Source organism: Microbacterium awajiense (genome assembly GCF_039536545.1).
Lineage (GTDB): Bacteria > Actinomycetota > Actinomycetes > Actinomycetales > Microbacteriaceae > Microbacterium > Microbacterium awajiense.
Genome location: NZ_BAAAYU010000005.1, coordinates 484,249 through 497,027, shown reverse-complemented (window position 1 = coordinate 497,027; position 12,779 = coordinate 484,249). Strand labels below are relative to the sequence as shown.

Sequence of the window (12,779 nt, the reverse complement as noted above, 5' to 3'; positions counted from 1 at the left end):
GGAGAGGCGATCGATCACCGATACTCGGGGTTCTCGTCGAACCCGAACCGCTCCCCGTCGTTCCACGCCTCACGCAGGTTGCCATAGGCGGGAACGCCGCCGGCATCCTTCAGCATGCGTGCGGTGTGCAGCAGGTTCCAGGTCATGAAGGTGGTGTTGCGGTTCGTGAAGTCGTTCTCGGGTCCGCCTGAGCCGGGATCGAGGTAGCTCGGTCCGGGGCCGACCTCGCCGATCCATCCCGCATCCGCGGCGGGCGGGATCGTGAAGCCGATGTGCTGCAGACTGTAGAGGATCGACATCGCGGCGTGTTTGACTCCGTCTTCGTTGCCCGTGATCAGAGCACCGCCGACCTTCCCGTAGTAGATGTACTGGCCCTTGGCGTTGAACATGCCGCTCATCGCATACAGTCGCTCGATCAGCTGTCGGGTGACAGACGCATTGTCGCCGAGCCACAGCGGTCCGCCGATCACGAGGATGTCGGCGGCGTCGATCTTCGGCCAGATCACGTCGGGCCATTCGTCGACCTCCCAGCCGTGCTCGCGCATGTCGGGGTAGACGCCGGTCGCGACAGCGTGGTCGACCAGGCGCACATTCTCGACGCTCACGCCCTGCGCGCGCATGAGGGCGATGCTCCGGTCCATCAGCCCCTGGGTGTGGCTGAGGTCGGGACTGCGCTTGAGCGTGCAGTTGATGAAGACGGCCCGCAGGTCGTCGTAGGTGGCCGGTGGGTGTCTCTGGTCGGTCATGTGGTCACTCTAGGTCGGCGGGCCGGCGCTGTCAGTGCGGTGGACGCGTCCGCGCGGGCATGCGCGGGATCAGGCGCCGAGGGTGGGCGTCCGCCCCGGCGGCGTCCGCCGACGGGTGAGGGCCTCGTAGGCGGCGCCGACACGCAGGAGTCGTGTGTCGTCGTAGGCCCGGCCGGCGAAGGTCAGCCCGACCGGCATGCCGATGTCGGCCATCGTGCCCATCGGCACCGTGACCGTCGGAATGCCGAGGTGCCGGATCGCGAGGTTGCCATTGGCCACCCACACGCCGTTCGCCCAGGCGCGGTCGGCGGATGCCTCATTCACGTCGGCGTCCGCCGGACCGACGTCGGCCACGGCGGGGAACACCACGAGGTCGAGGTCGCGCTCGGTCATCCACTGCTCGAGGTCGACGCGGCGGGTCTCTTCGAGGCCGAGAAGGCCCTCGGCGAGCTCAGGCATACCGGTCCACGGGTCGACGCCCGGGTTGGCGCGCACCCAGTCGGGATACTCGGCGATGTCGTCGTCGAACCCGGTGTACCGGTCGGGGAGTGCGCCGGCCGGATGCGGGAAGATCCGCGCCCCGTCGACGTCGGCGAGATCCGAGAGGGCGGGGTCTCCGTTGGCCGCGAGGAAGTCCTGCCACCCCCACGCCGAGAGGTCGACGATTTCGCGATGCAGGTAGCCGGGCGACACGAGGCCGCGTGTGGCGATCGTGGGGGCACCGGGCCGGTCGCCCTCGTAGTTCGTCACCGCGGGGAAGTCGACCTCGACGACCGTCGCGCCGACGGACTCGAGGTCGCGGCGGGCCTGCTGCCACAGCTCGATCACCGAGTCCCGCGTGCGGACACGTCGGCCGGTCGGGCCGCCGATCCCGGGACCGTCGGGCGCGTCATCCTGGTTGATGTACATGCGCGGCACGCCGATGCGCAGACCGTCGACGGTCGCGGCGGCCGATGCGGCATCGGTCGGGGCGAGCGCGGGGTACGACGCGGGCCGCACCGACGACGCGGTCGGGATCGGGATCCAGTGCTGCCGGCGCCAGAAATCGCCGCGGGTCTCGGCGTCGTCGGCGACGATGACCTCGAGCACCTCGAGCAGGTCGGCCATCGTGCGCGTCTGCGGCACGACGACGTCCATCGTGGGTACGAGCGGCCAGTTCCCCCGCACCGAGATGATGCCGCGCGAGGGCGTATACGCGCACAGCGCGTTGTTCGAGGCGGGTCCGCGTCCGCTCGACCATGTCTCCTCGCCCAGCCCGAACGCCGCGAACGAGGCGGCCGTGGCCGTGCCCGACCCGTTGGACGAGCCCGAGCCGAACGGCGCGGTCAGATAGTCGGCGTTGTACGGACTCTCGGCGCGGCCGTACACGCCGCGCTGCATGCCGCCGTTGGCCATCGGCGGCATGTTGGTGAGCCCGAGGCAGATCGCGCCGCCGTCGCGCAGTCGCTCGATCGTGAACGCATCGCGCTGCGCGACGAGTTCGGCGAACGCCGGACTGCCGGCTGCCGCGGTGAGCCCGCGCACGAGATAGCTGTCCTTCGCGGTGTACGGGATGCCGTCGAGGGACCCGCGCGTCTCGTCGCGGGCGCGGCGGGCATCGGATGCCTCGGCTTCGGCGAGCGCGTCGGGGTTGCGCACCACCACGGCGTTGAGTGCGGTCTCGGTGTCGGGGCCGTCGTAGGCGTCGATGCGCGCGAGATAGGCCCGCACCAGGTCGACCGCGGTTGTGGCGCCGCGTTCGAGTGCGGTGCGCAGGTCGGCGATCGACGCCTCGGTCACCTCGAAACTCATGACGCAGCCTTCGGCTGCTGCTGGGTGATGCAGTGGATGCCTCCGCCGCGGGCGAAGATGGCGCGCGCGTCGACGGTCACCACCTTGCGGCCCGGGTAGGCGTCTTCGAGGATGCCGCGGGCGACGGCGTCTGCCCGCTCCTCGCCGAACCCGCACGCGATGACGCCGCCGTTGACGACGAGGTGGTTCACATAGCTCCAGTCGACGAAGCCCTCGTCATCGCGCAAGGTCTCGGGCGCGGGCAGTTCGACGATGTCGAAGCGGCGGCCGGCGGCATCCGTCTGCTCGGCGAGCAGCGCGCGCAACTCGGCGGTCACGGCCGCGTCCGGGTGGCCCGCGTCACGCTGCGCGTGCAGCAGCAGGCGTCCGGGTGAGGGGATGGTCGCCACGATGTCGACGTGGCCGTTCGTGCCGAACGCGTCGTAGTCGCGCGTGAGTCCGCGCGGCAGCCACACCGCGTGCGCGGCCCCGATCGTGCGGACCATCTCGGCCTCGACGCGCGCGCGATCGGCGAACGGGTTGCGACGCGGGTCGAGCTGCACCGTCTCGGTGAGCAGCACCGTGCCCTCGCCGTCGACGTGGATGCCTCCGCCCTCGTTGACGAGCAGCGAGCTGACCAGTTCGGCGCCGACCTCATCGGCGACGAAGCGGCCGATCTCGGCAGACAGCCGCCAGTCGGCCCAGCCCGGCGCCCCCCAGCCGTTGAAGGTCCAGTCGACGGCGCCGAGCACGCCCGGCCGGTCGTCGTCGACGACGAAGGTCGGCCCCATGTCGCGCATCCAGTACTCGTCCAGCGGGGCTTCGCGCACCTCGATGGCCGAGCCGAGCATGCGGGCGGCGCGGTCGGACTCGGAGGGGTCGACCACCATCGAGACCGGCTCGAACTCGGCGACCGCGTGGGCGACGTCGCTCCAGGCCGCGTACGCCTCTTCGCGTTCAGCCGCCGACTCGCCCAGAGTCCGGCCTTCGCGGGGGAACGCCATCCAGGTGCGTTCGTGCGGAGCAGTCTCCGCGGGCATGCGCCAGGCCATGGGTGCTCCTTGTTGATCACTTGATCAATTGCGGTTCGAGCGTACAGAATCATTCCTATGCCGTCAAAGCCCTCGGAGGCCACCGTTCGTCCCGGACGCACACGCCGTTCGCCGAACGAGCGCCGCGCCGAGATCGCCGAGGCGGCCCGTCGGGTGGCGATCAGCGAGGGCCCGGCCGCTGTCACCCTGCGGGCGGTCGCGGCCGAAGCTGGCGTCGCGCCGGCGCTGGTTGCGCACTACACGCCGTCGATGGATGCCGTCGTCGCCGAGGCGTTCACGGCGATCGTGGCCGACGAAATGCGAGACATCGAGGGCATCGTCGCCGGATTCGACGACCCCGTGGCGCGGATGCACCTGCTGCTGGCGACGCTGCTCGACGGCTCGCGTGACGACGTCACGCTCGTGTGGGTGCAGGCGTGGGGTCTCGCGCGCAACGAAGCGCTCGCAGACCAGGTGCGCGCGCAGATGGATGCGTGGATCGCCTTCCTCGAAGCCGAGGTCAGGCGCGGGGTCGCGTGCGGTGCGTTCTCGCTCGACGATCCCGGGGCGGTCGCGCGCCAGATGCTCGGCATGATCGACGGCCTGAACGCCCACGCGCTCGTCCGGTGGGGAGCGTCGGCTGAGCGCCGCGCGCTCATGGGCACGGCGGTCGAAGCGATGCTGGGTCTCGATCGGGGCGTGCTGGGCTGAGGCCCCGTCCGCGCGACCGCCGCCCTGTGCGAGAGTGGCGGCATGAGCGACGATGTCATCGGCCAGCGGCACGATCCCGACCTGCCGCGGTATGCGGGCATCGCAACCTTCGCGCTGTTGCCGACGATCGACGACGTGCAGCGGGCCGACATCGCGGTGCTCGGGGTGCCGTTCGACTCGGGCACGAGCTTCCGGCCCGGCGCCCGGTTCGGCCCGGCGCACATCCGTGAGAACTCGAGGCAGCTGCATCCGTACCACGCGGTCCACGACCTGCACCCGTTCCGAGACGTGCAGGTGGCGGATGCCGGCGATGTCGCCGTCGGCCCATACGGGATCGAGCGTGCCGTCGACGCGGTCGAAGTCCACGCCCGGCGACTGATCGACGGCGGCGCGCGGGTCGCAGCGCTCGGCGGCGACCACACGATCGCGCTGCCGCTGCTGCGCGCGGCCGCGGCCGCGCACGGCCCGCTCGCGGTCGTGCACTTCGACGCGCACCTCGACACGTGGGACACCCTGCACGGCGCGAGCATCTGGCACGGTTCGCCCTTCCGCCGAGCCGCCGACGAGGGCCTGCTCGATCTCGACCACTGCCAGCACGTGGGCATCCGCGGCGGCATCTACGACCCCGACGAGCTCGTCGACGATGCGCGCGCGGGATTCCGCATCATCCGCAGCGAGGAGTTCCTCGAGCGATCGGCCGCCGCCATCGCCGGGCAGATCCGCGAGCGGGTCGGCGACGTGCCCGTATACATCTCGGTCGACATCGATGTGCTCGATCCCGCTCACGCCCCGGGCACCGGAACCCCCGAGGTGGCGGGCATCACCACCGCCGAGCTGTTCGCCGTGCTGCGCCGGCTGCGCGGGCTCGAGATCGTCGGATGCGACGTCGTCGAGGTCGCACCCGCCTACGACCACGCCGGAATCACGGGGCTCGCCGCCGCGCACACGGCGTGGGAGCTCATCACCCTGATGAGCGCGTCCCGCTGAGCCCTGCTCGGCGCGGGTCTGCGCTCGTTCGACGGCTGAGGCTGTCGGCTCTACTCATGCGCAACGGCGTCGACGGTGATGGGACACCGCGACGGGTGGACCGCCGCGCGGTTCGCCCGGATGTACGACGCCCGCTCCACCGATCGGTGGAGGCCCCGTCTTCGTCGCATCTCGAGACTGGGACGTACCTCGACCGAATGCAGGTGCGATCATGACTCCTCCCGCCATCACCGTCCGCCGTCCCGGCTTCGTCGCGGCGCTCGCCTCGCTGCTGCCGATGGTGGTGTTCCTGCTTGCGGATCAGTGGTTCGGGCTCGTCCCCGCGATGATCGCTGCCAGCGCGCTCACCGTCGTGCTCATCGTCGTCCGTCGCCGGCGCGGGTTCGGCATCGGCATCCTCCTGCCGCTGTCGCTCGGGTACGCGGTGGTCAAGGTGATCGCGGGCGTGCTGACGCAGTCCCACGTCGTCTATTTCGGGGTCGGGGTCGCGCTCAGTGCGGTCATCGCGATCGCCGTCGGGGCGACCGCATTCACGCGCAGACCACTCGCCGTGCACCTCATGCCGCTCGTGACGCCCTACCGACGGCTGACCGCCGAGCACCCCGTCTATCGGCGGGTCGCCGCACACATCACTCTGATCTGGGCGCTCGCCGAGCTGTCGATCGCGGCCTGGGAGGGCTGGCACCTGACCGTGTCGACCGCCGCGTCGGAGTTCGTCATCATGCGCGCGGTCGGCCCGTGGGTCGCGATGGGCGTGCTGATCTTCTTCCTGATCTTCTACGTCCGATTCCGCCTCGACCGCTACGAGTGGGCGCTGACGCGTGAACAGCAGCGCGAGCGCGAAGCCGTCGAGGCGTAGGCCCTTCAGCGGTCGTCGATCGCGACGAGCTCGACGACGACCGCCCTCTGCGGAAGCTGCACGGGTGGGCGGATGCCGGTGGCGGCGAGCTGGCGCCCCGTGACGGTGATGCCGTCCGGTCCCGCCCAGGCGAGCTCGGTCGCCCCCGCCGAGTTCGGGGTGAGGGCGCTCAGTGCGAGTCGATAGCGACGGTCGGGGGCCAGGCCCGGCAGTCGGACGCGCCCGGGGGGATACGACGTGGACGTGCCCACCTGGGTGATCGTGAACACGGCCGATGCGTCATCGGCGGCGACGACGCCGCGCACGTCGATACCCGGTTCGACATGGTCGACGGCGATCGTGCGGCCGGTCGCGACCAGGGGGCGGATGCGCTTGGCGAACGCGACCCATCGCGCGATCCGCCCACGCGTGTGCGCATCGGTGCTGGTGAGATCCCATTCGATGCCGAAGTGGCCGAACAGGGCGACAGCGCCGCTCAGCTCGAGATCGACATGTCGCCCGGAGCTGTGCACGACGGGGCTGGTCAGATGCATCCCCATCATCTCCGGAGGCACCACCAACGCGGTGTAGCGCTGGTTCGACAGTCGCTCGAGCGGGTCGAGGCTGTCGCTGGTCCAGATGCGATCAGTCCGGTCGAGGATGCCGAGGTCGACGCGGGCCCCGCCCGCGGAACAGCTCTCGATCTCGAGGCCCGGGTGAGCAGCTTTGACTTCGTCGATCAGCGCATAGACGGCGAGGGTGTGCGCGTGGACGCGCCCGCCACCGCCGGGGCCCGATCCCGCTTCGACGAGGTCGCGGTTGTGGTCCCACTTCAGGTAGGCGATCGGGTACTCCTCGAGCAGCGCATGCAGGCGGCCCGCGACGTAGGCGTACGCCTCCGGGCGGGACAGATCCAGCACCTGCTGCTGGCGCGCGGACGGCGGCAGATCAGCGCGGCTGCGCAGAATCCAGTCGGGGTGCGCCCGGGCCAGGTCGCTGTCGGGGTTGACCATCTCCGGTTCCACCCACAGCCCGAACTCCATGCCGCGATTCCGGACATGATCGATGAGCGGATGCAGTCCGTTCGGCCACACGCCCTCGTCGACGAACCAGTCGCCCAGCCCCGCGGTGTCGTCGCGCCGGTGCCGGAACCAGCCGTCGTCGAGGACGAACCGTTCGACGCCCACGTCGGCGGCCGCATCGGCGAGGGCGGTGAGCCGGTCGAGGTCGTGGTCGAAGTAGACGGCCTCCCAAGTGTTCAGCGTGATCGGCCGCGGGCGGGTCGGGTGGTGTGGACGACCGCGCATGTCGTCGTGGAAGCGATGCGCCAATTCGCTCAGACCATCGCCCCACGAGCCGATGACCCACGGCGAAGAGATCGCACCGCCTGGCTCGAGGATCACCTCGCCCGGCGCGTACAGTTCGCCCCCGGCGAGGTGCGCCTCGCCCGTGATCACCCGCTCGGCGAAGGCGCGGTGATTCCCGCTCCAGGCGACGTGGATGCCGTGTACGCGGCCCTGCTCGAACCCGAACCCGAGGCGGCCCGCGGCGAGCAGCAACGTCGCGTCGGCACCGGGGCGGCCACGACGGCTCTCGCGCACATGGCTGCCGTAGGTGAACGCGTGCCGCTGAGGGGTGCGTTCGCGCAGATGGCGTCCCGTCGTGTCCAGGAGCTCGGTCGCATCCCACGGCACCGGGAAGCTGACGTGGAGGGACTGGAGCGTGTAATCGGTGAGTCCGGTGTTGCGCATCGTCATGCGCTGCCGAAGGAGTCCGGACGCGCCGAGCTGCATCTCGAGACGCGCCCAGAGGTGGGCCTCCGGATCGACCAGGGTGATGATCGCGTGATCCGCTTCCACAGTGACTTCATCGAGTGCGAGCTGCGCACTCACGCCGCTGCCGGCGCGGTGCCCTTCGACGGCCGGTGTACCCAGCCAGCCGCCGGCGGGTGTCGCCGACACCGTGAGTCGAGCCGTCTCGTCGAGTCCTCCCGAGACACGCTGGGGGCGGGCGCCGTCGGCAAGACCGCGAACCACGTCCGGCGGGAGATCGCCGAGGTCTTCCCCCCAGTGGACGATGGCCGGGGCCGGTCGGGTGCGCAGGTCGACGACCACACTCGTGCCTCCCCCGCGCAGGTGGAGCACCTCATCGACGTCCGCAGGCAGCTTATGGGGCTTCACGGATGTCGATGCTACCCAATGGATAGCGTATTCCATCGGTCGCCGCCCCAGAGATCAATGACCGTTGCGCCTTCGCGAACGGCTGGGATGGAAAGGCGGAAAGCGCTCGCTACGCGCTTCGTCAACGAGTTCGGGGCGTCGACCCCGTGAGCACCGGATCACCGGATCACCGGGTCGACGCTCGACAGCAGGCCCAGCTCGGCGCGCCGCGGTGCACCCTCCCAGTCGCCCTCGGCCAGGCAGGCGAACGCACCCGTCCGCACGGCGAGCACGAGCGCTTCGGCGGGAGAGGCACCGCTCAGGTGCTCGGCGAGGTAGCCGGCGACGAACGCGTCCCCGGCGCCGACGGTGTCGATCGGGGTGATCGGCAGCGCGTCGACGGAGTGCACTCCTGCGTCGGTCAGCACGAAGGCACCGAGCGACCCGCGCTTGATGACGACGGTCTCGGCACCCATCCCGTGAAGACGCTGCGCCAGGACGCGCGGTTCCGCCGAGATCCCGGCGGCGATCGCGGCTTCGTCGTCGCCCGCGAAGACGATGTCGACGTCGTGCATGACCGAGCCGTAGAACGCGGCCGCGTCGTTCTCGTCCCACAGGCGACGCCGGTAATTCAGATCGAGCGAGATCGGCACCCCGGCGTCCTTGGCGATCGCGACCGCGGTGCGAACCGCCTCGAGGCAGCTCGACGACAACGCCGGCGTGATTCCACTGAGGTGAAGCATCCTCGCGGATGCGATGAGCGAGGCATCCAGATCCTCGGACGACATCCGCGACGCGGCACTTCCGGACCGGTAGTACGTCACACTCACGGTGTCGGGCGTCCGGCGCTCTTTGAGCATGAGGCCGGTGGGCGCTTCGGGATCCCGGACGGCGGCGACCCGCACCCCTTCGGCCAGGAGTTCGCGCACGATGAGGTCGCCCCCGGAATCGGCGCCGAGGCGGCTCATCCACGCGACGTCGACGCCCAGGCGGGCCAGGCCGATCGCCACGTTGCTCTCGGCACCGCCCATCCCGAGGGCCATCGTCGCAGAGTGCGCCAGGGGGCCGGGCCGGGACGCCGTCAGACGCACCATGCTCTCGCCCAGCGTCACGACGGCCGGGCCGGTCATGACCGCACTCGCAGGTCGTCGACCAGCTGAACGGTCTGGGTGGCCCGTGCGCGCAGGTCCTCGAGCGACCCTCCTCGCAGGGCATCCCCGACGAGCGGGCCGCCGACACTGACCGCGAGGGCGCCGGCGCGCAGCCACGCCTCGATGTCCGACAGCCCGACGCCACCGGACGGGACGAAGCGCAGGTCCGGGAACGGGCCACGCAGGTGTCCGCCGTACTCGGCGCCGACGGTGCTCGCCGGGAAGATCTTCACCGCCGTCGCTCCGGCCGTCCATGCGGCGTGCACCTCGGTCGGGGTCAGCGCGCCCGGGTAGACCGGGACTCCCGCGCGAAGGCCCTCGGCGATCACACTCGGTCGTGTGATCGGCGTGACGAGGTAGTCGGCACCCGCGTCGATCGCTCGGCGCGCCTGGTCCTCGGACGTGATGGTCCCCACGCCGATCTCGGCCGCAGCGCCGACCCTGCGGTGAAGCGTGGGGAGGTGCTCGATCGTCTCCGGCGTGGTGAGCGTCAGCTCGACGCTGCGGATGCCGCACTCGACGAGCGTGTCGACGACGGCGTCATAGTCGCGTGCCGCGTCGGCGCGGAGCACCGCGATCACGGGGCGCTCGCGCAGCAGCGCGGACGGCTCGAGCCGTGACGAGGGTGACGTCGGAGCATCCATGGTTCTTCTCCCTGGTCGGGCGCGTTGGCGGGCCGCGGGTCAGGCGGGGGACGAGGTTACTGCGCCCACGGGTGCGGCAGTCGATCGGCGCGCGATGAGCTGAGGGCGCAACAGCACCGAGCGGCCCGGTTCGGCGGCGTTGCCGGGCGACGCGGATGCCTCTACCACGGCGAGCTGAGCCATCTCGGCGATCGGCTGACGGACGGTGGACAGCGGCGGGTCGTAGAGATCCGCGAGGATGATGTCGTCGAAGCCGATCACGGACACATCGGTGCCCACCGTCAGCCCCGCGTCACGCAGTCCCCGGCAGAATCCGAGCGCCGTCATGTCGTTGACGGCGACCACACCGGTGGGCGGCTCCTGCTCGCCCGAGAACAGACTCGCGGCGGCGGCCCGACCGAACCCGGCCGCTTCGACGTCGCCGAACTCACCCGTCTCGGACCCCGTCCACACGGGCATCTCGCTCACCGAGAGCCCCGCCGCCTCGATCGCATCGCAGTACCCGCGGTAACGGGCCGACCGGTTGACCGAGCGCAGCGAGCCCGAGACGAAGGCGATCCGCTCATGCCCGAGGTCGATGAGGTGCGTCGTCGCGAGGTGGCCGCCCACCTGGTTGTCGATGCTGATGCTGACCACGGATCGCGGATCGTTCGCCTGTGCGGGCCGGTCGAAGGTGACCAGCCGAAGACCGTCCTCGATCACATCGGCAACGTGATCGAGGGAGGGGAGGGAGGTGCACAGGATGATCCCGCGGATGCCGTCCTCCCACAGTTCCTCGACGTAGCGCCGCTCGCGTCCGGGGTCTCTTTCGGAGTTGCACAGCAGCACGTTCCCGCCGAGCTTCAACGCCGCGACCTCGACCTCGCGGGCGAACGCGCCCCAGAACGGATTGCCCACGGAGGGGACCACCAGGCCGAGGGTCTGCGTGCGGCCGCTGCGAAGCTGTCGCGCCGCGCGATTGGGTCGGTACCCGAGCTCGGCGATCGCGCGCTCGATGCGCTGACGTGTCGCCGGCACCATCTTGTCGACGCGGTTGTTGAGCAGGTTCGACACCGAACTCGGGGAGACGCCTGCCGCCGCCGCCACGTCCTGGATCGTCACGCGTCCAGCCATGGTCCCTCCTCTCGGCATCGATGCACGGTGCTCAGTGTATCGATTTAGTGTCGGAGCGCAACGTCAGTCGCCGCTGATTCCGCGCTCTACGGCGCGCTGTTCGAGAATTCTCGACGGTGAGGGTTGCGAATCTCGATCGTCTAGTGCATCGTTGCACCAGATCCATCACCGACAGATCGATCCGACGGCGGGACGCTGACACAGATGTCGCCCCCGGGCACCGTAGCCATCCGCCGTCACAATGAGAGGACGAATCACATGGAAGTGAAGTCAGCCGCCCGCCGGTTCGGAGCAGTCGCCGCTGTCGGCGCCCTCGCGCTCGGAATGGCCGCATGCTCAGGCTCGGGCGCAGGCTCCGGAGGTGAGGCATCCGTCGACCCGGAAGACGTCTCCGGCGACATCACGCTGCTCACGCCGATCTTCGAGGGCACGGCAGGCCAACAGCTGCTCGAAGACGAACTGCTCCCGCAGTTCTACGAGCAGTACCCGAACGTCACGGTCGAGGTCGACTACACGACCTACGGCAACCTCAACGAGAAACTGACCACCTCGGTCGCGTCGGGCCTGGTGCCGGACGTCATGATGATGGGCGTCGGCTGGATCGAGGGCTTCGCCGACAAGGGCGTGCTCGCCGACCTCGGTGGGCTCGGTCTGACAGAGGACATCCTGAAGGAGACGTACTCCGAGCGGATCGTCGAGGCAGGAATGTGGGATGGCGACGTGTACGCCGTCCCGATCATGCTCGACACGCGCTTCGGCGTCGCACGTATGGACATCCTCGAGGAGGCGGGCTACGACGCGCCGCCTTCGTCGTGGGAGGAACTCATCGAGATCGCCCAGGCGACCACCGTCCGCGCGTCGAACGGCTCGCTCGAGCGCGCCGGATTCGACATGCTGTCGCTCGACGCGCGGCAGGCCTTCGAGGTCATGCTCTTCTCGGCCGACGGCGCGCTGTTCAACGACGACGCGACCGAACCGCTGTTCAACGAGCAGCCGGGCGTCGACGCGCTCTCGCTCATGAGCGACCTGATCAATGTCTACGAGGTCGAGGACATCGGCTTCACGTCGACGGACGACATCGTGAATCCGCTCATCAACGGCCGTGCCGCGATGGGCATCGCCCACAACAATCTGTGGACCCAGGCGCTCGAAGCCGACCCCGAGGCGCTCGAGCACATGGAACCGTTCATGATCACGGGTGCTGCGCCGGGCATGTTCTTCGGAGGCACGCTGGCGACCGTGTCGAGCACGTCGCAGTCGCCGGAGGCGGCCCGTGCGCTGCTGGAGTTCCTCGCGAGCCCGGGGCCGGCCCTGGCCGCCAACGAGCAGCGCGGCAATGTCCCCGCGCTCACGGAGCTGCTGGACTCCGAGTACGTGCAGTCGAACCGCTTCGTGCAGTGGGCCCTCGAGAACCTCGAGTACGCCCAGCGCGAGGGAGGCCCTGCGCAGTGGCTCGAGGTCCGTGGCGATTTCGCACCCGCCGTGGAGGCCGCGCTGCTCGAGCAGAAGACACCGCAGGAGTCGCTCGACGACCTGGCCGCCACCGTCCAGGCTGCGATCGGCCGCTCGTAGCACCGTCGCTCGGGCGGGAGCCGATCCCGCCCGAGCGATGCCACTTCCAGGGAATGA

11 protein-coding genes are annotated in these 12,779 nt (G+C 70.1%); 4 read left to right on the top strand and 7 right to left on the bottom strand.

Annotated features, from left to right (window positions below):
- Positions 1–14: 14 nt before the first annotated feature.
- The 3 genes from ABD663_RS09010 to ABD663_RS09000 form a co-directional block, all read right to left on the bottom strand.
- The gene (locus ABD663_RS09010) at positions 15–746 is read right to left on the bottom strand and encodes a flavodoxin family protein (RefSeq protein ID WP_344737656.1); all 732 of its coding nucleotides are present in this window, start codon (positions 744–746) and stop codon (positions 15–17) included.
- A gap of 69 nt (positions 747–815) precedes the next feature.
- Complete coding sequence (locus ABD663_RS09005; RefSeq protein ID WP_344737654.1) at positions 816–2,537, bottom strand: amidase; 1,722 nt, start codon at positions 2,535–2,537, stop codon at positions 816–818.
- Entirely contained in the window at positions 2,534–3,568 is a 1,035-nt protein-coding gene (locus tag ABD663_RS09000; protein WP_344737652.1) for an agmatine deiminase family protein, read from the bottom strand. The genes ABD663_RS09005 and ABD663_RS09000 overlap by 4 nt, the downstream gene beginning before the upstream one ends.
- Positions 3,569–3,625: 57 nt before the next feature.
- Between ABD663_RS09000 and ABD663_RS08995 the strand changes: the two genes are divergently transcribed.
- The 3 genes from ABD663_RS08995 (at position 3,626) to ABD663_RS08985 (ending at position 6,104) form a co-directional block, all read left to right on the top strand.
- Positions 3,626–4,258: a TetR/AcrR family transcriptional regulator gene (locus ABD663_RS08995; RefSeq protein WP_344737651.1), complete on the top strand. Its 633-nt coding sequence runs from the start codon at positions 3,626–3,628 to the stop codon at positions 4,256–4,258.
- A 42-nt stretch (positions 4,259–4,300) separates the two neighbouring features.
- Complete coding sequence (gene speB / locus ABD663_RS08990; protein WP_344737650.1) at positions 4,301–5,245, top strand: agmatinase; 945 nt, start codon at positions 4,301–4,303, stop codon at positions 5,243–5,245.
- A gap of 211 nt (positions 5,246–5,456) precedes the next feature.
- Complete coding sequence (locus tag ABD663_RS08985) at positions 5,457–6,104, top strand: hypothetical protein (RefSeq protein WP_344737649.1); 648 nt, start codon at positions 5,457–5,459, stop codon at positions 6,102–6,104.
- 5 nt (positions 6,105–6,109) lie between these two features.
- Here the strand turns inward: ABD663_RS08985 and ABD663_RS08980 are convergent, their stop codons facing one another.
- The 4 genes from ABD663_RS08980 to ABD663_RS08965 form a co-directional block, all read right to left on the bottom strand.
- Entirely contained in the window at positions 6,110–8,263 is a 2,154-nt protein-coding gene (locus ABD663_RS08980) for an alpha-galactosidase (RefSeq protein WP_344737648.1), read from the bottom strand.
- 158 nt (positions 8,264–8,421) lie between these two features.
- The gene (locus ABD663_RS08975) at positions 8,422–9,372 is read right to left on the bottom strand and encodes a sugar kinase (RefSeq protein ID WP_344737646.1); all 951 of its coding nucleotides are present in this window, start codon (positions 9,370–9,372) and stop codon (positions 8,422–8,424) included.
- Complete coding sequence (locus tag ABD663_RS08970) at positions 9,369–10,037, bottom strand: bifunctional 4-hydroxy-2-oxoglutarate aldolase/2-dehydro-3-deoxy-phosphogluconate aldolase (protein ID WP_344737645.1); 669 nt, start codon at positions 10,035–10,037, stop codon at positions 9,369–9,371. The genes ABD663_RS08975 and ABD663_RS08970 overlap by 4 nt, the downstream gene beginning before the upstream one ends.
- A gap of 39 nt (positions 10,038–10,076) precedes the next feature.
- Entirely contained in the window at positions 10,077–11,150 is a 1,074-nt protein-coding gene (locus ABD663_RS08965) for a LacI family DNA-binding transcriptional regulator (protein WP_344737644.1), read from the bottom strand.
- Positions 11,151–11,408: 258 nt separating this feature from the next.
- On the opposite strand from ABD663_RS08965, the gene ABD663_RS08960 reads away from it, so the two are divergent.
- Positions 11,409–12,722, top strand: coding sequence for an extracellular solute-binding protein (locus ABD663_RS08960; protein ID WP_344737643.1), 1,314 nt, complete (start codon positions 11,409–11,411; stop codon positions 12,720–12,722).
- The last annotated feature ends 57 nt before the right edge of the window (positions 12,723–12,779 follow it).